Genomic DNA, 22,619 nt, shown 5'->3' on the forward strand with positions numbered 1-22,619 from the left:
TCGGCGGGGTCGAAACACTGCGGCAACAGGCCCGCACGGTTGGCGCGTTAGCGTCGCGCCCCATGAGTACGGGAACCACAGCAGCCGGCGCCGATGGTGCGCCGGACACCGCGAGCCCCGGCGCGGATGCCGCCGGCACCGGCACCGGCACCGGCCTCCGGCAGGGGCTCAAGCGCCGCCATGTGCAGCTGATCGCGCTGGGCGGGGTGATCGGGGCGGGTCTGTTCGTCGGCAGCGGGGAGGTGGTGCACTCCGCCGGGCCGGCCGCGGTGCTGTCGTTCCTGGCGGCCGGCGGACTGACCGTGCTGATCATGCGGATGCTCGCCGAGATGACCGTGGCGCGGCCGGCGCTGGGCTCGTTCTACGCGCACGTCCGGGAGACCCTCGGCCACCGGGCGGGCTTCGCGGTGGGCTGGCTGTACTGGTACTTCTTCGTGATCGTGGTCGCGGTCGAGGCGGTGGCGGGCGGCCGGATCGTTCGGCTGTGGCTGCCCGGCGCGCCGCTGTGGGCGGTCAGCCTTGTGCTGATGGCGCTGCTGACGGCGACGAACATGGTCTCGGCCCGCTCCTACGGCGAGTTCGAGTACTGGTTCTCGTCGGTCAAGGTCGTGGCGATCGTGGTGTTCCTCTTCCTCGGCGCGCTCTTCGTGCTCGGGCTGTGGCCGGGATCGGGCGGCGGGCTGGCGCAGCTCACCGCGCACGGCGGCTTCGCGCCGGCCGGGGTCGGCGCGGTGCTGGCCGCCGTCGTGCCCTGCGTCGGCTTCTTCACCGGCGCCGAGATCGTCACCATCGCCGCCGCGGAATCGGTCGAGCCGGAGCGGGCGGTGGCCCGTGCCATCCGGTCGATCGTGCTGCGGGTGGTGGCGTTCTATGTGCTGTCGATCTTCCTGGTGGTCGCCGTGGTGCCGTGGACGTCGAAGGCGATCGAGGTCAGCCCCTATGCGGCGGTGCTGGACCGGCTGGCGGTGCCCGCGGCCGGGACGGTGATGAATGCGGTCGTGCTGGTCGCGGTGCTCTCCTGCCTGAATTCCGCGCTCTACACCTCGTCCCGGATGCTCTTCGCGCTCACCCGCAACGGGGACGCGCCGCGCGGTTTCACCAAGGTCAGCGCGAGCGGGGTGCCCCGCCGGGCGCTGCTGGCCGGTACCTCGGTCGGATATCTGTCGGTGATCGCGGCGTGGATCTCGCCCGATGTCGTCTTCTCGTTCCTGATCAATTCCTATGGCGCCATTGCCCTGTTCGTCTATCTGGCGATCGCGGTCGCGCAACTGCGGATGCGGCGCCGGCTGGAACGCGAGGAACCGGCCCGGCTGACGCTGCGGATGTGGGGCTTCCCCTGGCTCAGCCGGCTGACCATCGCGCTGATGGCGCTGGTGATCGGGGCGATGGCGGTGCTGCCGGACAGTCGGGCGCAATTCTGGCTGAGTCTGCTCACGCTGGGTGTCGTCCTGGCCGCGTACGAAATCCGCCGGCGGGTCCGGCGGAGCTAGATCAGGTCGCGGGCAGGCCGTCCGCGGCGCCTCGGACGGCCTGCCCTCCCCCTCTCGCACACCCACTTCCAGAATTCCCCGGAAATCCCTTCGGATTCCTTGGAGATACCCCCCGGTTTCTCCGCGCATTCCGTTTGCGATTTCCAGGTGATTCACTGTACGGCGGATCTTCTACGGCGGCCGTTCAGCCGCCGCCACTCACCCCTTGCCGGAGGCTTCGACCCGAAGCCGGGTCCCCGGGTAGATGAGGTTCGGGTCCTCACCGATAACCTGGCGGTTCTGTCGGTAGATTTCCTGCCAGGGCTTTCCGTGGACGACGGCGATACCGCTCAGGGTGTCTCCCGCATTGACCAACACCAGGCCCACGGAAATCCGGTGCGGCGCCTTCTTGTAAGGCTTTTCCTGGGGCCTGTGGTGGCGGCCGTGGGTGTGCTTGGGCGTGATCTTCTCGCGGGCCGGCAGGGTGTGCACGCCGCCGCGAGCGACGCCGTGCAGCCCCAGCGAGGCGGAGCAGGCCGGCCAGGCGCCCCAGCCCTGGCGGGCCAGCACCCGTTCGGCGACCCGGATCTGCTGTTCCCTCGACGCCCGTGAGGCGCGTGCCGCGTAGCTCCCACCACCGTAGGAACGCCAGGTCGAGTGGCCGAACTGGAGCCCTCCGGAGAATCCGTTGCCGGTGTCGATCCGCCAGTTGCCGCCGCTCTCGCACTGGGCCAGGCGGTCCCAGGTGCCGGTGCCGACGGCTTCGGCCGGCTCCTCGGACACCGCGCCCAGTGCTCCGGCGGCCAGCAGGACGGCGGCCGCGGTGACCCCCCGGGCCCCCCGGCCGCGCAGTGCCTCGCCGCGGACGGCCCGCTCCGCCGGTTCACGGATTTCCGCTGCCCGGCATACCTGCGGTTCCGGCGATGCCTGCGTTCCCGGTACCTGCTGAGTTTCCATTTTCGTGCTCCCGTCGCTTGTGCTGTGCGTACTGAGGTGTCGCTCGCACCGAATGTCTTGGGTGCCGGCATTTCGGTGAGCGCGCAGAGATGTCAGCGATTTCGGCGAGTTTTGGGATTCTGGATCGTCGGGTGGTTTTTTTGCGGGCCATCGAATTCGACGAGGAAGAGACAACCATGGGCCTCGTCGACACCGGCAGAGCGCGCGGTAGCGCCTTCGACGGGCGCTCTGCCCCCTCGCCGCCGGAAGGGGGACGAAATCCTCCGCATGGCGCACGGACCCGACGGGTAGGGGCGCACCCCTCGTGCCCGGGGTACCCGACCGAGCCCCAATCGCCCAGGCGTTCGACTTCCGGGGGTTACGCCCAGTACATCCGCCGGGGTCGATGCATACGCGCGGCGGGGGGCCGCACACACCGCGCACGGCCCACGGGCCGGTGCAACCGGCCGGGTTCTACCGGAACTTGGCAGGTCGTTCCGCGGTCACCGGCCCGCCCCGCGGCGCGCACCGGCCCGGCGCACCGACACCCCACCGGGCGGCCCGCCCCGTGCGCCCCCGCCCGCGCCCGCATGCCCCGCATCGTCGCGCGTCACCGCGCCGCCCGTGCGCCCCTCCGCCCCGCCGACCCGCCGCCCGCGGGGGGCGGGGAGCGCCGCGCCAACGGGGTGGCACGTGCGCGGGGCAAGCGCACTGGCCCCGCTCGGATCACACTCGGGGCGCCTCGCCGGGGGTCAGGAAGTACCGGAGCAGGTCCCGGAATTCGGCCTCGAAGGCGTCGTAGCGGGAACGGAGCACGGCGCCCGGCCAGCCGTCCGGGAGGAGGGGTTCCGGCAGCAGCGGGTCGGTGAGGAGGTGGCGGAGGGCCGCCGCCGCGACGGTGAAGCGGTCCGCGGGGGTGTCCGCGCGGTCCAGCGCGGCCAGCAGTTCGCGGGCATGGGCCGCCCAGCCGTCCAGGTCCCACAGGCTCCGGGCCAGCGCGGCCGGGTCGCCGTCGGGCGCGCCGGTGAACCAGGTGCACTGCCCGGTGGCCACCGCCGGGCGGGGCCGGTCGAGGTTGGCGGGGCGCAGCCAGCTGCCCTCGCGCAGCTCGGCCAGTCGCAGCCCGGCCATCGCCTGGCGCAGCGCGGTGCGTTCGGCGGGCGGGCGGCTGCCGTCCGCGGTGACCACGGCGATCTCCCACGCGCCGTGCCACGGGCGGGTCCGCGGCGCCCGGCTCTCGTCCTGCCGGGCCTGCCGCGCCAGCAGTCGCGCGCTGAGCGCATAGCCGCCGGTCTGCTGGCGGAGGTCACCGGCCGCCACCATCCGGGAGAGCGCGACCCGGACGGTGCCCTCGGCGATGCCGAACAGCTCGCCGACCCGCACCAGCGCGCGCACCGGCAGCCGGGGCGGGTGGTGGCCGAGGAGGGTGCTCAGCACGACGGAGCGGGCGGTCAGCGGCCGGAGGGCGAGCGGGGCGTCGTTCATAGGTGCCCGGAAGTCTAGGGCCTGTCCGATGGGTCAGGGTCGGCAAGGCCGTGGCGTCTGGTGCGGTGCATCGCAAGGCGCCGGAGCGGCTCGATAGCGGAGCTATCGGGGCGTTTCGGCAACGCAGCGAGGGGCCGTACCAGACGCCCCGCGGACCCGGCCATGACCCATCGGACAGGCCCTAGGTCGTGCGGGTGGCAGGACCGGGCGCGGGGAGCACCCGGCGCCGGGGCGGCGGGGCCCGGGACCGTCCGGCGCCGCGCCCCGGCCCGGCTCATTACGCTCTTCCTTCGACTGTCGAAAATCTGTAACGTCGCGGTATGACCGTCACCCATGAAGTAACCAATCAGGCCCCACCGCTGACCGGTTTCAGCACCGCGGACGAGCCGGCACTGCTGGAGGCGCTGCGCCGGGAGGGCGGCGCCTGGGGCGAGTCCGAGGTCGCGGAACTCGGCGCGCTGGCCGGTTCCGCCGCGGTGCAGGACCGGGCGCGCTGGGCGGAGGGGCAGCCGCCCCGGCTGCACACCCACGACCGGTACGGGCACCGGGTGGACGAGGTCGAGTTCCACCCGGCCTGGCACGAGCTGATGACCACCGCCGTGGAACACGGTCTGCACGCCGCGCCGTGGACCGACGACCGCCCGGGGGCGCATCTGGTGCGCGCCGCCAAGTTCTACGTCTGGTCGCAGGCCGAGGCCGGCCACGGCTGCCCGATCTCGATGACCTACGCCGCGGTGCCCGCGCTGCGCGCCGCGCCCGAACTCGCCGCCCGGTACGAGCCGTTGCTCGCCGCCGGCACCTACGACTTCGGGCTGCGCGCCCCGCTCACCAAGCGCGGCCTGATCGCGGGCATGTCGATGACGGAGAAGCAGGGCGGCTCCGACGTCCGGGCCAACACCACCCGGGCGGTGCCGGCCGCGGACGGCAGCTACCGCCTCACCGGCCACAAGTGGTTCACCTCCGCCCCGATGAGCGACGTGTTCCTGGCCCTGGCGCAGACCGACGAGGGACTGAGCTGCTTCCTGGTGCCGCGGGTGCTGCCGGACGGCACCCGCAACGGCATGCGGCTGATGCGCCTGAAGGACAAGCTGGGCAACCGCTCCAACGCCTCGTCGGAGATCGAGTACGAGGACGCCGTCGCCTGGCCGGTGGGCGAACCGGGCCGCGGGGTGCGGACCATCGTCGAGATGGTGAACATGACCCGGCTGGACTGCGTGCTGGGCTCGGCGGCCGGGATGCGGGCGGGGCTGCGGCAGGCGCTGCACCACACCGCCCACCGGCAGGCGTTCGGGCGGGAGTTGGACCGGCAGCCGCTGATGCGCTCGGTCCTGGCCGACCTCGCCGTCGAGTCGGAGGCGGCCACCGTGCTGGGGATGCGGCTGGCGGCGGCGGTGGACCGCTCGCAGGCCGGCGACGCCGGGGAGGCCGCGCTGCGCCGCCTGGCGCTGGCGGCCGGCAAATACTGGGTGTGCAAGCGCGGCAGCACCCACGCCGCGGAGGCCCTGGAGTGCCTGGGCGGCAACGGCTACGTCGAGGACTCGGGGATGCCGCGGCTGTACCGGGAGGCGCCGCTGCTGTCCATCTGGGAGGGCTCGGGCAACGTCGCCGCGCTGGACGTGCTGCGCGCGCTGGGCCGCGAACCGGCGGGGCTGGAAGCCTACTTCGCCGAGGTCGAGGCAGCGGCCGGCGCCGACCGGCGGCTGGACGCGGCGGTCGCCGGGCTGCGCAGGATGCTCGGCGGGCTCGGCGACCCGGAGCGGGCCCAGCTGGTGGCGCGTTCGCTGGCGGAGCGGCTGGCGCTGGTGCTCCAGGGGTCGCTGCTGGTGCGGCACAGCACCCCGGCGGTCGCCGACGCGTTCCGCGCGTCCCGGCTGGACGGCGAGTGGGGCCACGCCTTCGGCACCCTGCCGCCCGGCGCCGACCTCACCGCGATCCTCGGACGCGCCCGGACCGGCGGGGACACCGCCTGATGGCGGAGGAGAGCCAGGAGGAACACGCCTCGGTCCGGGTCGAGCGGGCCGGGCCGGTGACGACGGTGGTGCTGTCCCGGCCCGCCGCCCGGAACGCGGTGGACGGCCCGACCGCCCGTCGACTGGCCGCCGCCTTCCGCGCGTTCGATGCCGACGAGGACGCGCGGGTGGCGGTGCTGTGGGGCGAGGGCGGCACGTTCTGCGCCGGTGCCGACCTCAAGGCCGTCGGCACCGCGCGCGGCAACCGCGTGGCACCGGACGGCGACGGGCCGATGGGCCCGACCCGGATGCGGCTGGGCAAACCGGTGATCGCGGCGATCGCCGGGCACGCGGTGGCCGGCGGCCTGGAGCTGGCGCTCTGGTGCGATCTGCGGGTGGCCGAGGCGGACGCGGTCCTCGGGGTGTTCTGCCGGCGGTGGGGCGTCCCGCTGATCGACGGCGGAACGGTGCGGCTGCCCCGGCTGGTCGGCGCCGGCCGGGCCATGGACCTGGTCCTGACCGGACGCCCGGTGCCGGCCGCGGAGGCCCTGGACATCGGGCTGGTCAACCGCGTGGTCCCCACCGGCACCGCCCGCACCGCCGCCGAGCGGCTGGCCGCGGAGCTGGCCCGCCTCCCACAGGCGTGCCTGCGCAGCGACCGGGCGTCCCTGCTGGACCAGGAGGGACGGGACGAGGAAACCGCCATGGCCACCGAACTCCGGTACGGACAGGCGGTGTTGGCAGAGGGGCTGGTGGGCGCGGCGCGGTTCGCGGCGGGCGCCGGGCGGCACGGGACGGCGGACGACGCCCGATGACCGACGGCGATCTGACCTACCCCGAGCGGGGCGGCACCCGGCGCTCCCCGCTGCCGCCCGGCTATCGCCCGCTGCGCGAGGCGGTCCGGCTCGGCCACGGCCGGGCGGTGTTCGCCGCCGCCGGCGACGCGGTGGCCGGCTTCCGGATGCACCGCGCCGCCGGCACCCGCGTCCGGGCCGACGCGCCACGGGCCGCCCCGGGCGCGGCCGTCGACGTCTCCGTGGGCCTCGGCCCCCTGCGGGTCACCGGCCCGTGCCGGGTGGTGTGGACGGTGGACACGGCGGACCGGGCCGGCTTCGGGTACGGGTCCCGGCCCGGCCATCCGGTGTGCGGCGAGGAGGCGTTCGTCGTCGTGCACCGCCCGGACGGCTCGGTGTGGCTCGTCGTCACCGCCTTCAGCCGGCCGGCCCGACCGCTCGCCCGCCTCGCCGGCCCACTGCTGCCGCTCTTCCAGCGCGCCTACGTCCGTCATCTCGGCCGTACGCTGCGCCGGTTGGTCCGCCGGGCGGACGACCACCACTGATCGCCGTACGTCCGCCTCGGCTTCGTCATCCGTCGGGAGGTCCACCACGCCACCCGCTCACGGCACCGGGACATGCCCGCCGGCCGGTGGAGTTCTTCGCCCTGGACACCATCCCGGCCGTGACGTGCGGTAACACCGTCACCGCGGGTCACGGCCGCCGGGAATGCGGGTCCTCGGGGCCCCGCCTAAGGTGTTCGCATGGCCGAGCGGCCCCCCGACCCCTCCACGGAGGGCTACGACCCCCGTGCCGACCGGGAAACGCCCCGGGTCGAGGAGGCGGCATCCGGGGTGTCCCACCACGAGCCGATCGACCTGCGCGAACGGCTCTCGCTCAACCGCATGGGCACCTTCGACTGGGACCTGGACCGCGGGCGCATGGACCTGGACCCCGGTGCCATGGAGGTCTTCGACCTGCGCCCCGGGGAGTACGACGGCGCGCCGATGTCGCTGATCTCCCGAGTGCCGCCGGAGGAGGGCCTGCGGCTGGACGCCGCGCTCTCCCAGGCCCTCCAGGACGGCAACTCCTCCTACGGCGCGTACTTCCGGGTCCAGTGCCGCGACGGGACCCGGCGCTGGACCCACTCCCAGGGCCGGATCCTGCACGACGCACGGGGCGTGGCGTACCGGGTCATCGGCATCGTCCGGGAGGCGACCAGCGAACTCGCCGACTCCGCGCTGCTGCGCTCGCTCCAGCAGGAACGGCAGCGGCAGACGGTGATGGTGCAGCAGACCACCGCGGCGCTGGCCCGCGCCCTGTCGGTCGAGGACGTCACGCGGGTGCTGACCGGCAGCGGCGGCGCCCGGCGGTTCGGCGCGGACGCGCTGGTGCTGGGTCTGGTCCAGAACGACCGGTTCGAGGTGATCGCGGCCGCCGGGCTGGACGGCGAGGTGCCCGCCGACATGACGCACTCGCACCTGGACGACACCCTCCCGCTGTCCGACGCGGTGCGCTCCCGGCGGCCGAGCTTCCTGAGCACCCGGGGCGAGCTGATCGCCCGCTATCCGCGGCTGCGCCCGTACGGGGACGTGCTGCCGACCGGCAGTGCCGCCTTCCTGCCGTTGATCGCGCAGGACACCGTGCTCGGGGCGCTGGGGCTGTTCAACCACGAGCCGGCGGTGCAGTCGCCGGAGGCCCGGAACCTGGCGCTGGCGCTGGCCGGTGTGGTGGCGCAGTCCCTGCAGCGGGCCACCCTCTTCGACCAGGAGCGGGAGTTCGCGACCGGGTTGCAGGCGGCGATGCTGCCGCGCCGGCTGCCGCCCATCGCGGGCGGCCAGGTCACCGTCCGCTACCACCCGGCGAGCGTCGGGCGGGACGTCGGCGGCGACTGGTACGACGTGATCGCGCTGCCGCAGGGCCGCACCGGGCTGGTGGTCGGCGACGTCCAGGGGCACGACACGCACGCCGCGGCGGTGATGGGCCAGTTGCGGATCGCGCTGCGCGCCTACGCCAGCGAGGGCCACCCGCCGGAGACGGTGCTGGTGCGGGCCTCCCGCTTCCTGGCGGAGCTGGAGACCGAGCGGTTCGCGACCTGCACCTACGTCCAGGCCGACCTGGAGTCCGGGGCGCTGTACGTCGCCCGGGCCGGCCACCTGGGGCCGCTGATCTGCAACGCCTCCCGGCACATCGACTGGCCGGAGATCCGCGGCGGGCTGCCGCTGGGGCTGGCCACCGGCTTCGGGGAGGACCACTTCCCCGAGACCCAGCTGTTCCTGGAGCCGGGTTCGACGCTGCTGCTGTGCACCGACGGGCTGGTCGAGCAGCCCGGCCAGGACATCTCGGCCGGGATCGACGCGCTGTCCGCCGCGGTCCGCGCCGGTCCCACCGCGCTGGAGGCGCTCGCCGACCGGCTCTCCGACCACCTGTGGGCCGAACCCGGCTCGGACGACGACATGGCGCTCCTGCTGCTGCACCGCAGCACGATCCCGGGCGAGGCCGCCACGCCGCGGCTGCGGCTGCACGTCCACCAGGCCGACCCGGCGGGCACCGCGGAGGTCCGCTCGGCGCTGCGCCGCACGTTGGACCAGTGGCGGGCGGGCGCGGTCACCCACGACGTGGAGGTGGCCGCCTCCGAGCTGATCGCCAACGCGCTCACCCACACCGAGAGCGGCGCCCTGGTCTCGGTGGAGGTGGTGCCCGGTTCCCCGCGCCGGCTCCGGCTGGAGGTCGAGGACCGGTCCAGTCAGTGGCCGCGGCGCCGGCACCCCGGCGAGACGGCGACCTCGGGGCGGGGGCTGCTGCTGGTGGAGGCGCTGTCGGACCGGTGGGGCGCCGAGCCGCGGGGGTCGGGCAAGGCGCTGTGGTGCGAGTTCGTGCTGCCGGACGACCCGGCCGGAAACGGAGCCTGAACTCCCTTTTCCGGTACGGGAGATGATTCCGTGCGGATCGGCCGCGCGGGGCTGCCGGAACGGGGCCGCCGGCCGCCGCTGTCGTGTCAGGATGGCGGCGACCGTTCGTCATGCAGGGGGAGGGCACCGATGAGTGGCAGACCCGCCGGCCGGTGGTTCCCGTACGGGCCCGGCAGTCGTGCCGTACTGATCGGGACGAGCCGCTTCAGCAGCCCGGACCTGCCGGGCATCCCGTCGGTGGCGAGCAACCTCCAGGGGCTGTGGGCGGCCCTGACCCACCCCGTGCGGGGGCTGTTGGCCCCGGAGCACTGCCGGGTGGTGCCGGACCCCACCGACGCGTCGGCGGTCGGCGCGGCGCTGGCCTGGGCGGTGCGGGAGGCGGAGGAACTGCTGCTGGTCTACTACGCGGGGCACGGTGTGCTGGACGACACCGGGCTGCTGCACCTGGGGTTGGTGCACACCGACCTCGACCAGGTGGGCTTCTCCGCGGTCCCGATCGAGCTGGTGAAACGGCATGTGGGCGAGGCCCGGGCGCGGGCCCGGGTGCTGGTGGTGGACTGCTGCTTCTCGGGCCGGGCGGTGGCCGCGATGGCCGAGCCGGCCGGGCTCGCCGTCGGCCAGCTCGACCTGGCCGGCACCTACACGCTGACGTCCACGACCCGGACCGCCCCGGCCCACGCGCCGGCCGGGGAGACCTACACCGCCTTCACCGGTGCGCTGCTGGCCGCGCTGGCCGAGCCGGTCCCGCTCACCCTCGACGAGGTGCACGGGCGGGTGGACGGGACGTTGCGCTCCCGGGGGTTGCCCCGGCCGCAGCGCCGGTCGGCGGGCGCCGCGGGGTCGCTGGTCCTGGTGCGCGAGGCGGCGGGAGCGGCGGATACGGCGCGCGCCGCGGGCCCGGTGCCGCCCCCGCCACCCCGCACCCCACCGCCCCGCACCCCACCGCCCGGCGGCCCGCCGCCGTTCCACCTCGGCGCGCCCGTCCCGCCGCCGCGGTCGGCCCGCCGCCCCGTGCTGGTCGCGGCGGCAGTGGGCGGCGTCGTCGCCCTGCTTCTGACATCACCGCTGGTCCGAGGGATGTTCTCGGGTGACGGCGGGAGCGACGGGCGCTCCGGGAGCGGTTCCGCATCGGGCGGCCGAACCGCTCCCGGCGGTTCCGGCGGCAGTACCGGGGGCACGGACCCTTCGTCCGCCGGCCCCTCCGCCCCGCAGGCCGACGGCCCCACCCACCCGGCCAAGGTGGTCTACCGCGACCGGACGTTGATCTGGCGCGCGGCGAGCTGTCTGGGCAGCGTCTCCCAGGCACTGGACCTCGACACGCCCGCGGTCACCCCCGGCCTGATGGACGGTTCCGGCGCCACCGACCTCGACTACATCGGCTGCCAGAACGGTATGAACGGCGCCCAGGCGGTGATCACAGTCAGCCACAGCTACGGCAGCCCCGTCCGGGCCGGCACCGCCGACGCCCGGACCGATACCGCCGCGGCCTGCCGCGCGGCCGCCGAGGGCAGCCCGCTGGGCACGTACACCAATGCCGGAAAGATCCCCGTCGGGACGGTGTGGTGCGTGGTGACCGGACGCAACCAGGTGGCCAAGGTGACCTTCACCGGGGTGGACCCGCAGGACGGCAGCAGCGGCGCCACCGCGGACAACCCGACCTTCCGCCTGTCCCTCACCCTGTGGGCGGCACCCTGACCCGGCGGGCGACACCGCCGGGCCAGGGCACTCCGGGCAGAGGTGGTCAGGTTCAGTCCTCCGGCCCGTACCACAGCGTCGTCATGTTGCAGAACTCGCGCATGCCGTGGCCGGAGAGCTCCCGGCCGTAGCCGGAGCGCTTGGCGCCGCCGAAGGGCATGCCGGGGTGCGAGGCGGTCATGCCGTTGAAGTACACCCCGCCGGCCTGGAGTTCCCGGGCCAGCCGCTCCTGTTCGACGGCGTCCCGGGTCCAGGCGTTGGAACTGAGGCCGAACGGCGTGTCGTTGGCGAGCTCGATCGCCTCGTCGAGGTCGGCGACGCGGTAGAGCGTGGCGACCGGGCCGAACGCCTCCTCGTGGTGGATGCGCATGCTCGGGGTGATGCCGGCGAGCACGGTCGGCTCGTAGAACCAGCCGGCGCGGTGGTCGGGCGGGCGCCGGCCGCCGCACAGTGCCCGGGCCCCCTGGTGGACCGCGTCGTCGACGAGTTCCTCCAGGTCGGAGCGGCCCTGTTCGCTGGCGAGCGGTCCGACGTCGGTGGCCTCGTCCATCGGGTCGCCGACGGTGAGCGCGGCCATGCCGGCGGTGAATCGCTCGGCGAAGGCGTCGTGGACGTCCTCGTGGACGATGAACCGCTTGGCGGCGATGCAGGATTGGCCGTTGTTCTGGACCCGGGCGGTGACGCCGACCCGGGCGGCCTTGTCGAGGTCGGCCGAGGGCAGCACGACGTAGGGGTCGCTGCCGCCCAGTTCGAGGACGGTCTTCTTGATCTCGTCGCCGGCGACGGCGGCGACCGAGCGGCCGGCGGGTTCACTGCCGGTGAGGGTGGCGGCGGCGATCCGCGGGTCGCGCAGCACCTCCTCGACGGCGCCGGAGCCGATCAGCAGGGTCTGGAAGCAGCCGTCGGGGTAGCCGGCGCGGCGGAAGAGCTCCTCCAGGTAGAGCGCGGTCTGCGGGACGTTGGAGGCGTGTTTGAGCAGCCCGGTGTTGCCGGCCATCAGGGCGGGGGCGGCGAACCGGACGACCTGCCAGAGCGGGAAGTTCCAGGGCATCACCGCGAGGATGGTGCCGAGCGGGCGGTAGCGCACCACCGCGCGGATGGCTCCGGAGTCGCGGACGTCGGCGGGGTCGGGCCGCTCGTCGGCGAGCAGCGCCTCGGCGTGGTCGGCGTACCAGCGCATCGCTTTGACGCACTTGGCGGCCTCGGCGCGGGCCTGGACCAGGGGTTTGCCCATCTCGGTGGTGAGGGTGCGGGCGACGCCGTCCTGGTCGGCTTCGAGCAGGTCGGCGGCGCGGTGCAGGAGTTCGGCGCGGCGGGCGAACGACGTGCCGCGGTGGATCTGGAACGCCTGGTCGGCGCGGACCAGGCGGTCCTCGATCTCGCCCGCGTTGAGCGCGTCGAAGGTCTTGAGGGTCTCGCCGGTGGCCGGGTTGACCGTGGCGATGGCCATGGTCAGCACCTCCTTGCGGTGTGGTGCGGTAGCGGGGTGCGACGGCCGGGCTCAGGGCCCGGCTTCACATGCCTGTCCGCCCCGCGGCTCCTGGGTGAGCGGCCGGGGGGCCGGGGACGGCTCCGGGACCGGGTCGGGGTCGGGTCCGGGCGGGCGCGGCACCGGCAAGGGTTCCGGGGGGATCGGCTCGGGCGGCTCCGGCGGGGCGGGCGGCCCGGGCAGCGGCTCGGGCGGGGCGGGGCCGGGCGGCGGCTCCGGGATCGGGCCGGGCGGGGGTTCCGGGACGGGGCCGGGCGGCGGGCCACCGGGGTCCGGCGGAAGCGGCGGTGGCTCCCGGTCGCAGACGGGTGCGCGGTCACGGCGGACGAGCGGTTGCCGCTGCACGACGGGCCTCCGGGATGAGACGACGGGTGGCGGATGAGCCCCCGTACCCGAGTCTGGCCCGTCCGCGGCCGGGCCGCACGGCGGATTCCGGCGCCGGGGCGGGCCGGTCTCCCGGCACCGGAAGGCCCGCCCCGGGGCGTCAGGGCTGCGGGTCGCGGGCGTCGTAGCGGGCGAAGGCGCGCCGGCCCAGTCCGAGCGCGGTCACGACCAGGACGCAGGCCAGGCCGCCGCCGACCACCGCGACGGCGGGCGAGCTCAGGTCGGCCGTGGAACCGGCGAGGAAGTCGCCGAGCCGCGGCCCGCCGGCGACCACCACGATGAAGACGCCCTGGAGCCGGCCGCGCATCTCGTCCGGGGTGGCGGCCTGCAGCATGGTGCTGCGGAACACCATGGACACGGTGTCCGCGCAGCCCGCGACGGCCAGGAAGAACAGGCCCAGCCACAGGTGCCGGGAGAGGCCGAAGGCGGCGATCGCCGCGCCCCAGGCCGCCACCCCGAGCAGGATGGCCAGGCCGTGCCGGCGGACGCCGCCGAGCCAGCCGGAGAACAGCCCGCCCAGGACGGCGCCGACCGCGGGGGCGGCGACCAGCAGGCCGACGGTCCTGGCGTCGCCGCCGAACCACAGTGCGGCGATCGCCGGGTACAGCGCGCGCGGCTGGGCCAGCACCATCGCCGCGAGGTCGGCGAAGAACGTCATCCGCAGGTTGGGGCGGGTGGCGAGGAAGCGCAGGCCGTCCAGGACGGAGGCCCGGCGGGGTGGTCCTTCGCCCTGGTCGGGCCGCATGGCGGGCAGGCGCCACATCGCGTAGAGCGAGGCGCCGAAGGCGACCACGTCGATGAGGTAGGCCGCCTGGTAGCCCCACAGGCCGACGATCACGCCGCCCAGCATCGGGCCGCCCATCAGGCCGAGGTTGGTGGTGAGCGACTGGAGGGCGTTGGCGGCCGGCAGCTGCTCGGTGGGCAGCAGGCGGGGGATCATCGACGAGCGGGCCGGGGAGTTCATCGCGAAGCAGACGGCCTGGAGCGCGACGACGGTGTAGAGCAACCAGACGCGGTGGTAGCCGGCCAGTGCGGCGGAGGCCAGCACGACGGACATCACGGTGGCGCCGGCGGCGCTGGCCAGGCCCAGCTTGCGGCGGTCGACGGTGTCGGCGATGGCGCCGCCGTAGAGCCCGAAGACGACCAGCGGGACCAGGGAGCACAGGCCCACCAGGCCGACGGAGAAGGTGGAGCCGGTGATGGCGTAGACCTGGAGGGAGACCGCGAGCGCGGTCATCTGCTGGCCCATCCAGGAGACGGTGTTGCCGCACCACAGGCGGCGGTAGTCGGGCGAGGTGCGCAGCGGGGTCAGGTCGGCGAATATCCGTCCGCGCAGCGGTATTCGGGGCTTTTCGTCCGCGCCGGCCCGACCGTCGGCCGGCGTGTCAGAGGTCGTTGTACTGGGCACGCGGCAGTAAACCACGCCACGCGACGGCAATGGAATAGGCGCAGGACGCCAGCGCCCCTTACCGTCCGGTCTCCTCCCCTTCGCCGCCGTCCAGCCCGTACACCCGCCGCGCGTTGCCCGCCGCGAGCATCCCGGCGACCCGCCGGGCGTCCGCCGCCGACCAGGCCCCGGACGCCGTCCAGGCGCCCAGCACCTCGCCCAGCGCCGTCCGGAACAGGGCACTGCCCACCACGTACAGCTCCGGCAGCCCGTAGGCGTCGGTGGAGAACAGCAGCTTGCCGAACGGCGCCAGCTCCAGGAACTCGGCGAGCACCGCGGGCGCCCGCGGGCCGACGTGGGTGAGGGTCAGCCCGACGTCCGCGTGGACGTGCGGGAAGACGCCGGCCAGATAGGCGGCCTGCCGGTGGTACGGGTAGCAGTGCAGCAGCACCAGGTCGGTGCCGGTGTCCGCGGTGGCCCGGACGAGGTCGGTGAGCAGCGTCGGGTCGGCGTGGTCCAGCCGCAGGTCGGGATCGCCGAAGCCGGTGTGGAGTTGGAGCGGGCGGCCGGTGGCCACGGCGAGCCAGATGAGGTGGCGCAGCAGGACGGGGTCGGTCATCCGGGGCGCGCCCGCGGCGAGCCAGTCGCGGGCAGCGGTGCGCACCGCGTCCGGGCCGGGCGGCCGGGGGTCCAGGGCGAGGCCGTGCCGGTAGGCGGCCACGGACTTGAAGGCGACGGCGGTGTCCGCCGCCGCGCGCACGGCGCGGGCCAGGGCGTCGGCGAACTCCTCGGCGGCGTCCGCCGTGCCGGCCCCGCGGTACCCGGCCGCGGTCCGGTCGGCGAGCGCCTCCAGCCGCACCACCTCGCGGCCGGTGCCGCCGCCCGCTTCGGCCGTCTCGGCCGGCCCGGTGAGGTCGCCGGGCAGACCGGTGTCGACGAGGTAGACGCCGATGCCGGTCGAGGACAGCAGCCGCCGCGCCGTCGCGTCCGGGCCCAGTTCGCGGCGGCGGGCCAGATAGCGCTCGGGCGGGCAGTGCGCGGGCAGGTCGAGCAGCGGCGGGCACCAGCGGCGGACCGCGAAACCGGTCTGGGTGTCGAAGTAGCTGGTGCCCGCCGCGGGCGGCCGGTCCGCCTCGGTGAGGAACCCCGCGAACGTCCCGGGGTCCGGCGCGTGGCGGACCACCCCGTGGCAGTGGTGGTCCACCAGCGGCGGCAGCCCGTCCAGCACCGCGGAGTCGGGGGCGGCGGGCCCCGGGGCGTCCGCGGCCATCACCAGCGCCAGCGGGTGGCCGCGACGATCTCCTCCGGCTCGCGGTCCGCGTAGTGGGCCTCCTCGGCCCGACGGACCGCGAGCACCGCGCCGTGCAGCACCTCGCCGAGCGCCTCGCGCAGCGGCGCCGACTTCTCGAACCGGTCGGCGGCCTCGGTGAGCGTGGCGGGCAGCCGCACGATGCCGCGCCGGGCGCGCTCGCGGACGCCGAGGACGCCCGGGTCGCCGATCTGCGGGGCCGGCAGGTGGGCCGCGGTGTCGATGCCGTGCAGCCCGGCGGCGATCACCGTGCCGACGGCGAGGTAGGGGTTGGCGGCGGCGTCGAAGGGCTTGACCTCGGCGTGGCCGCCGTCGGGGTCGTCGGGCGCGCCGACCACCAGCCGGAGCGCCGCCTCGCGGTTCTCCACGCCCCAGCACTGGTAGACACCGGCCCAGTGGGAGGGCAGCAGCCGCAGGTAACTGGCGGGCGAGGGGCAGCCGATGGCGAGCAGGGCGGGCAGCGCGTCCAGGATGCCGGCGAGGAACGCCACCGCGTCGGGCGCCAGGGACCACTCGGCGCCCTCGGCCCGGTGCAGGCTCGTCCCCTCGCGGTGGAGGCTGAGGTGGAGGTGGCAGCCGTTGCCGACCTCGCCGGCGACGACGGACGGGGCGAAGGTGACGCGCAGCCCGTGCCGGGCGGAAACCGCGCGGACCGTCTCGCGCACCAGCACCACGTCGTCGGCGGCGCGCACCGGGTCGGCGGGCGCGGTGCTCACCTCGAACTGGCCGGGCGCGTACTCGGGATGGAGCTGGAGGACCTCGACGCCCTGGACGGTGAGGGCCTCGGTCACGTCGCGGAGGTAGTCGGAGAGCTCCACGACCCGGGCCATGCCGTAGGCGGGGCCGGTGCAGGGGTAGTCGAGCGGGGCGGCGTCGGTGGGCTCCTGCGGGGCGCGGGTGACCACCCACTCCGTCTCGAAGCCCATCCGCAGGTCGAGTCCGGCGGCGGCGGCCCGCTCGGCCATCCGGCGGGCGAACAGCCGCTGGCAGGCCGGGTGCGGCTGCCCCAGCAGGTCGTAGCGGTCGACCGGCGCCCAGGCCCAGCCGGGCTGCGCGGCCAGGGTGGTGAGCCGGTCCAGGTCGGGGATGAGCCGCAGATCGCCGTCCGGGCCGCCGAGGTGGTCGGAGGCGGTGATGGCGTCGTCGGAGGTGAAGACGTCGAAGACGGGCGACATCCCGACGCCGCGCGTCACGGCGTCCGCCAGCCGCCGTGGCGGAATGGTCTTGACGCGTGTGATGCCCGCGTTGTCCACCCAGGTCAGCGCGACGTTGCCGACGCCCTCCGCGTCGAGCCGCGCCGCCGACTGGCGGGCGTTGTCGCCCTGTTCCGCCCGCGATCCCATAGAACAGTCCTCACCTGGCCGTGCCGATCCCTCGGCGCCCGTGCCCGCAGTGTGCCGGGTCGGCCAGGGCCTTCCCGGTCAGGGGCAGTTGAACTCGCACCATACGCATTTTCCGCCGCCGCGCGGTTCCACTCCCCAGACATCCGCCAGCCGGTCCACGAGCAGCAGGCCGCGGCCGGAGACGCCGGCCTCGCCCGGTTCGCGGCGGCGCGGCAGGCTGCTGGACCCGTCCTCGACCTCCAGCCGCAGCCGCCGCTCGACGCCGTGCGGCATCCGGATGTTGACCACCGCCTCGCCGTCGGTGTGCAGCAGGGCGTTGGTGATCAACTCGTCGGCGACCAGCTCGATCTCCTCGGACCGCTCGCGGGCGCCCCAGGCGCGGACCGCGGCGCGGATCATGTGGCGGGCGGCGGCCAGCGCCTCGGGATCGGCAGGCGGGATGTGCTGCCGGAAGCGGCCCACGGTGTCGTGCTCGGGCGGGCCGAGGCGGCGCAGCAGGAGCAGCGCCATGTCGTCCTCGCCCCGCCGGTCGTCCGCCGACTCGCAGAGCCGGTCGGCGAGTTGCTGGACGTCCTGCGGGCCGTCCCGGACCTCCCGGGCCAGATGGTGCATCCCGGCGTCCAGATCGGCTCCGGGCTCCTCGACCAGCCCGTCCGTGCACAGCACCAGGGTGTCGCCGGGGGCCAGGTGGATGGTGGTGACGGGGTAGTCCAACAGCCGGAACTCGGAGGAGATGCCCAGTGGCAGCCCGCCGGCCACCGGGAGCCGGCGGCAGAAGCCCTCGGCGTGCCGCACCAGCGGATCGAGGTGGCCGGCCCGGACGAACCGGGCGGCCCCGGTGCTCAGGTCGGCGTCGACGTACGTGCAGGTGGCGAAGCGGTCGGTGTCGAGCTCGTTGAGGAACGCCGAGGCGCGGGCCACCACGGTGGCCGGGGCGTGCCCCTCCGCCGCGTAGGCGCGCAGCACGATCCGCAGCTGCCCCATGAGCGCGGCGGCCTGGGTGTCGTGGCCCTGGACGTCGCCGATGACCGCGGCGACCCGGCCGTTCGGCAGCGGGATCACGTCGTACCAGTCGCCGCCGATGTCCCGGCCCATCCGGGCGGAGCGGTAGCGGACCGCGATCTGCGCCTCGGCGACGCCGGGGATCCGGCGCGGCAGCATGGCCTGCTGGAGGCCGGCGGCGATCTCGTGCTCCTGGTCGTAGAGCATCGCCCGGGCCAGGCTCTGCGCGATGCTGCTGCCCAGCGCGACCAGCACGTTGCGCTCCTGGTCGCGGAAGTCGCTCTCGCGCTCGAAGAAGAGCCCGATCACCCCGATCAGGCGGCCCTGCGCGATCAGCGGCAGATAGGCGCCGGAGCTGACGTGGAGCGGCTCGATGGCCGGCCACAGCCGCGGATACTGGTTGCGGAACTCGTCCCGGCTGTGCACGAACCGCGGGGTGAGGGTCCGCACCACCTCGCTCATCGGGAACTCGTCGCCGACCCTGGTGTACTCCAGGTCCGGGACGAAGCTGCCGGCCTTGCCCTCGGAGACCAGCCGGATCCGCCCGGCCTCGACCAGGCCGAGGATGATGTTCTCGGCGCCCAGCCGGCTCAGCCCCTGCTCGTCGGCGAGGACGCCGATCACCTCGCCGACGGTGCGGGCGTGCGCCAGGGCGGCGGTGGTGCGCTCGACGATGCTGGTGTGCCGGCGGCGTTCCTCGGTGACCGCGATCCGCTCGGCGGCCTGGGCGTACTCGTCGGTGGCGTCGCGGACCACGCCGATGATGCGGCGGGGCCGGCCGGTGGGGTCGCGGCGGATGCTGCCCTGGGCGTGCGTCCAGCGCAGTGCGCCGTCCCGCAGCCGGACCCGGAAATAGGCGCCGTAGGAGTCGCTGCCGTCCTTGAGGGCGCGGGCCACCATGGCGTCGAGCCGGGACGCCTCGTAGCCCGGCACCCGGCAGCCGAGCGTCGTGGGGCGGTCGTCGTACTCCGACGGCAGGAGGTCGAAAACCTCCAGCGCGGGCGGATCCATGTGCATCAGCCCGCTGTCGAGGTCCCAGTCGAAGCCGCCCATCCCGTTGAGGGCCAGCGTCAGGTCCGGGTGGGCGGGCCAGTCGTCCGGCACCGACACGGTGGGCCGCTTCGCTCCCCGGTCAGCCATGCCGTCACTTTGCCACATTCACCCTTAATGCGGCTTGTCCGCGCCCCCGGACCGAGCGGCCCGACCTCATCCACCACACCACTGACTCAAGCATCAGCATCCCCTCAACATCTCTGCATACTCGCGCCTGGAACAGGCTTTTCTCGTCCCGTACGAGGCGGCAACCATTGCGATGTTCTCAACGCCCTGTTAGCGTCCCCGGCCATGGACGAAGACCCCGGGGGCCGGATCACCGACAACACCGGACACGTCACCGACCGCGTCCGACAGGTGATCGCACGGCTCGGCTGCAGCCATCGCGAGTTCGCCCGCCGGATCGTGATGGACCCCTCCAAGCTGTCCCGGTCACTGGGCGGCACCCGGCGCTTCACGCTCGCCGAGATCGTCCGGATCGCCGACATCGGCGGGGTGGACACCGGCTGGCTCCTGGGCGCCCCGGAACGCCCCGCGGCACCGGCCGAACGCGCCCCGGCCGCGGTCCCCGAAGGCGGTCGCCCGCTGCAGATCGTCCGGGAGACCGTCCGCCTGATCGCCGAGCACGGCTTCCACGCCGTACGGGTCGCCGACATCGCCGCTGCCTGCGGCACCAGCCCGGCCGCCGTCCACTACCACTTCCCCGGCCGCGACGAACTGCTGGAGGCCGCCGTCCGCTGGTGCATGGACGAGGACACCGAACGCCGCGCGGCCGGACTCGCCGCCGCCCCCGACGCCCGCGCCGAACTCCTGCACCTGATCGCCCTGCAGACCCCGCGCACCGCGCAGCAACGCCGACAGTGGCTGGTCTGGCTCGACCTGTGGGCCCAGGCCGCCCGCGACACCGCCGTGGGACGCCTCCACGAGCACTACTACCGGCAGTGGCGCGGCACCGTCGCCGACGTCCTCCGACGCGGCACCGACCAGGGCGTCTTCCGCCCCGTCGACCCCGACGTCACCGCCCTCCGACTCACCGCACTCATCGACGGCCTGGCCACCCAGGTCCTGGCCACCGCCCCGGACAGCACCAGCCCCGACACCATGCACGCCGCCCTGCTGACGTTCGTGGAGAACGAACTGGACACCGACCGACCGACGCCCCCGACCACCGACCCGACCCACACCTGACGACCGCCACCGGACGCCGGGAGCCCCCGCGGCGGCACCGAGCGCCTGTGGCGACCGTGGCCGTGGGTCCCGTGCACGCTGCGGGCCCCGTGGTCCCCGTCGGCCACGTGCACCCCATAAGCCCCGTGGGCGTGACGAACCCCCGTGCCGGTGTGCCGCCCTGCGGCCCTGCGGCCCGCGCCGGGTGCCCGGCGCCCTGTGTCCTGTGCCCTGTGCCCTGTGCCCGGAAGAGCAGAGCCACGCACCAGCCGACGGCCGACCAGCTCACCGCCCCTGCCCGAGCGCGCCCCCTCCCCCTCGGGTCCCGCACACCCCTCCGACCGAAGGGATCCCATGACCACGCCCACCAACGAGGTCATCATCACCTGCGCCCTCACCGGTGCCGGCGACACCGTGCGCCGCTCCCCGCACGTCCCCGTGACGCCCGAGCAGATCGCGACGTCCGCCGTCGAGGCGGCCGCCGCCGGCGCCGCGGTGGTGCACATCCACGTACGCGACCCCGAGACCGGCGACCCGTCCCGCGACCCGCGCCTCTACGCCGAGGTCGTCGACCGCATCAAGCAGACCGGCGCCGACGTCGTCATCAACCTCACCGCCGGGATGGGCGGCGACCTGGTCATCGACCCGGAACACCCGCTCACCCGGCTGCCCGGCACCGACCTGGTCGGCGGCCTGGAACGACTCCCGCACGTCGAGGACCTGCTCCCCGACATCTGCACCCTGGACTGCGGCTCCCTCAACTTCGGCGACGGCTCGACGCTCTATGTCTCCACGCCCGACATGCTGCGCGCGGGCGCCAAGCGGATCCAGGAGCTCGGCGTCCGGCCGGAGTTGGAGATCTTCGACACCGGCCAGCTGTGGTTCGCCAGGCAGCTGCTCGCCGAAGGGCTGCTGGACGACCCCACCGTCTTCCAGCTGTGCATGGGGATTCCGTGGGGTGCCCCGGCCGACCCGGGGGTGCTCCAGTCGATGGTGAACATGCTGCCCGAGGGTGCCCAGTGGGCCAGTTTCGCGCTCGGCCGGATGCAGATGCCGTGGGTCGCCCAGTCGATCCTGCTCGGCGGCAACGTCCGCGTCGGGCTGGAGGACAACCTCCACCTCAGCCGCGGCATCAAGGCCACCAACGCCCAACTCGTCGAACGCGCCGTCCAGATCACCGAACTTCTCGGTGCCACCGTGGCCACTCCGGACCAGGCCCGCGCCCGCCTGGGCCTGAAGCCGCGCGCCTGAGCCGCCGCCCCGTCCCCGCCCGGTCCCCCTTTCCCCCCAGGAGGCAGCGCCCCATGCCCTTCGTCCCCTCCACCACCCCCGAGTCCGCGCGCCGCGTGGCCTGCATCGGCGCCGGCGTCATAGGCGGCGGCTGGGTCGCCCACTTCCTCGCCCGCGGCTACGACGTCACCGCCTGGGACCCCGCCGAGGACGCCGAGGAGAAGCTCTGCCGCCTGGTGTCCGCCGCCTGGCCCGCCCTGGAACAGCTGGGCCTCGCCGACGGCGCCTCCCCGGACCGGCTGACGATCGCCCCGACCCTCGCCACGGCCGTCGCCGACGCCGACTTCGTCCAGGAAAGCGCCCCGGAGAAGCTGGAGTTGAAGCGCTCGCTCCTCGCCGAGCTCGACGCCGCCGCGCCGCCCGGTGCGGTCATCGCCTCCTCCACCTCCGGCTACCCGATGACCGACATGCAGACCACCGCGACCGACCCGTCCCGCCTGGTCGTCGGTCACCCCTTCAACCCGCCGTACCTGATCCCGCTCGTCGAGGTCGTCGGCGGTACGCACACCGACCCGGCGGCGGTGACGTGGGCGTCCCGCTTCTACGACCTCGCCGGCAAGTCGGTCATCACCATGGACCGCGAGCTCCCCGGCTTCATCGCCAACCGCCTCCAGGAAGCGCTGTGGCGCGAGGCCCTGCACATGGTGGCCAACGGCGAGGCCACCGTCGAGGACATCGACGCCTCGATCACCGAAGGCCCGGGCCTGCGCTGGGCGTTCATGGGCCCCTGTCTGACGTTCGCACTGGCCGGCGGCGAGGGCGGCATGGCCCATATGCTCGACCACTTCGGCCCCTCCCTGAAGTCCCCCTGGACCCGCCTGGAGGCCCCCGAACTGGACCGCGCGCTCCGCGACGCCATGGTCGCCGGCTGCGCGACCGAGGCCGGCGACCGCAGCCACGCCGACCTGGTGGCCGCACGCGACCAAGGCGTCATCAACGTCCTGCGCGCCACCGGCCGTCTCCCCCACCCCGCCCC

Annotated in this window: 15 protein-coding genes and 1 pseudogene; 9 read left to right on the forward strand and 7 right to left on the reverse strand. The window is 74.6% G+C overall.

Annotated features, from left to right (window positions below):
* Positions 1 to 62 precede the first annotated feature (62 nt).
* Positions 63 to 1,490 carry an amino acid permease gene (locus SNOUR_RS08035; RefSeq protein WP_067345026.1) on the forward strand — a complete coding sequence of 476 codons (1,428 nt, stop codon included), beginning with the start codon at positions 63 to 65 and terminating at the stop codon, positions 1,488 to 1,490.
* A 198-nt stretch (positions 1,491 to 1,688) separates the two neighbouring features.
* Here SNOUR_RS08035 and SNOUR_RS08040 read toward each other — a convergent pair whose 3' ends face one another.
* On the reverse strand, positions 1,689 to 2,426 hold the full coding sequence (locus tag SNOUR_RS08040) for a LysM peptidoglycan-binding domain-containing protein (protein ID WP_079142345.1): 738 nt from the start codon (positions 2,424 to 2,426) through the stop codon (positions 1,689 to 1,691).
* 705 nt (positions 2,427 to 3,131) lie between these two features.
* On the reverse strand, positions 3,132 to 3,890 hold the full coding sequence (locus SNOUR_RS08045) for a PaaX family transcriptional regulator C-terminal domain-containing protein (protein ID WP_067345028.1): 759 nt from the start codon (positions 3,888 to 3,890) through the stop codon (positions 3,132 to 3,134).
* 320 nt (positions 3,891 to 4,210) lie between these two features.
* Here SNOUR_RS08045 and SNOUR_RS08050 point away from each other — a divergent pair, with 320 nt between their 5' ends.
* From SNOUR_RS08050 to SNOUR_RS08070, 5 genes are all read left to right on the forward strand, one after another.
* The gene (locus SNOUR_RS08050; RefSeq protein ID WP_067345030.1) at positions 4,211 to 5,860 is read left to right on the forward strand and encodes an acyl-CoA dehydrogenase family protein; all 1,650 of its coding nucleotides are present in this window, start codon (positions 4,211 to 4,213) and stop codon (positions 5,858 to 5,860) included.
* Complete coding sequence (locus tag SNOUR_RS08055; protein WP_067345031.1) at positions 5,860 to 6,654, forward strand: crotonase/enoyl-CoA hydratase family protein; 795 nt, start codon at positions 5,860 to 5,862, stop codon at positions 6,652 to 6,654. Before SNOUR_RS08050 ends, SNOUR_RS08055 begins: the two co-directional genes overlap by 1 nt.
* The gene (locus SNOUR_RS08060) at positions 6,651 to 7,178 is read left to right on the forward strand and encodes a DUF1990 domain-containing protein (protein WP_067345033.1); all 528 of its coding nucleotides are present in this window, start codon (positions 6,651 to 6,653) and stop codon (positions 7,176 to 7,178) included. Before SNOUR_RS08055 ends, SNOUR_RS08060 begins: the two co-directional genes overlap by 4 nt.
* Positions 7,179 to 7,376: 198 nt before the next feature.
* A complete protein-coding gene (locus SNOUR_RS08065; RefSeq protein ID WP_067345035.1) occupies positions 7,377 to 9,524 on the forward strand; it encodes a SpoIIE family protein phosphatase in 2,148 nt (715 codons plus the stop codon).
* Between the two features lie 129 nt (positions 9,525 to 9,653).
* Positions 9,654 to 11,219, forward strand: coding sequence for a caspase, EACC1-associated type (locus tag SNOUR_RS08070; RefSeq protein ID WP_067345037.1), 1,566 nt, complete (start codon positions 9,654 to 9,656; stop codon positions 11,217 to 11,219).
* Positions 11,220 to 11,271: 52 nt separating this feature from the next.
* Here the strand turns inward: SNOUR_RS08070 and SNOUR_RS08075 are convergent, their stop codons facing one another.
* From SNOUR_RS08075 to SNOUR_RS08095, 5 genes are all read right to left on the reverse strand, one after another.
* The gene (locus SNOUR_RS08075; protein WP_067345038.1) at positions 11,272 to 12,669 is read right to left on the reverse strand and encodes an NADP-dependent succinic semialdehyde dehydrogenase; all 1,398 of its coding nucleotides are present in this window, start codon (positions 12,667 to 12,669) and stop codon (positions 11,272 to 11,274) included.
* Positions 12,670 to 13,192: 523 nt separating this feature from the next.
* On the reverse strand, positions 13,193 to 14,500 hold the full coding sequence (locus SNOUR_RS08080) for an MFS transporter (RefSeq protein WP_067345040.1): 1,308 nt from the start codon (positions 14,498 to 14,500) through the stop codon (positions 13,193 to 13,195).
* A 58-nt stretch (positions 14,501 to 14,558) separates the two neighbouring features.
* Entirely contained in the window at positions 14,559 to 15,749 is a 1,191-nt protein-coding gene (locus SNOUR_RS08085; protein ID WP_174717853.1) for an amidohydrolase family protein, read from the reverse strand.
* Positions 15,749 to 17,131: a type I glutamate--ammonia ligase gene (locus SNOUR_RS08090; RefSeq protein ID WP_067345042.1), complete on the reverse strand. Its 1,383-nt coding sequence runs from the start codon at positions 17,129 to 17,131 to the stop codon at positions 15,749 to 15,751. The genes SNOUR_RS08085 and SNOUR_RS08090 overlap by 1 nt, the downstream gene beginning before the upstream one ends.
* Before the next feature lie 78 nt (positions 17,132 to 17,209).
* Positions 17,210 to 19,273, reverse strand: a complete 2,064-nt coding sequence (locus SNOUR_RS08095; protein WP_067345044.1) for a SpoIIE family protein phosphatase — start codon at positions 19,271 to 19,273, stop codon at positions 17,210 to 17,212.
* 204 nt (positions 19,274 to 19,477) lie between these two features.
* Here SNOUR_RS08095 and SNOUR_RS08100 point away from each other — a divergent pair, with 204 nt between their 5' ends.
* From SNOUR_RS08100 to SNOUR_RS48160, 3 genes and pseudogenes are all read left to right on the forward strand, one after another.
* Entirely contained in the window at positions 19,478 to 20,374 is an 897-nt protein-coding gene (locus SNOUR_RS08100) for a TetR/AcrR family transcriptional regulator (protein ID WP_067345045.1), read from the forward strand.
* A gap of 333 nt (positions 20,375 to 20,707) precedes the next feature.
* Positions 20,708 to 21,604 carry a beta-keto acid cleavage family enzyme gene (locus SNOUR_RS08105; protein ID WP_067345047.1) on the forward strand — a complete coding sequence of 299 codons (897 nt, stop codon included), beginning with the start codon at positions 20,708 to 20,710 and terminating at the stop codon, positions 21,602 to 21,604.
* 77 nt (positions 21,605 to 21,681) lie between these two features.
* A pseudogene (locus SNOUR_RS48160) lies at positions 21,682 to 22,608 on the forward strand (3-hydroxyacyl-CoA dehydrogenase NAD-binding domain-containing protein); the annotation flags it as partial.
* Between the last annotated feature and the right edge of the window lie 11 nt (positions 22,609 to 22,619).

It is taken from the genome of Streptomyces noursei ATCC 11455 (assembly GCF_001704275.1).
Classification (GTDB): domain Bacteria; phylum Actinomycetota; class Actinomycetes; order Streptomycetales; family Streptomycetaceae; genus Streptomyces; species Streptomyces noursei.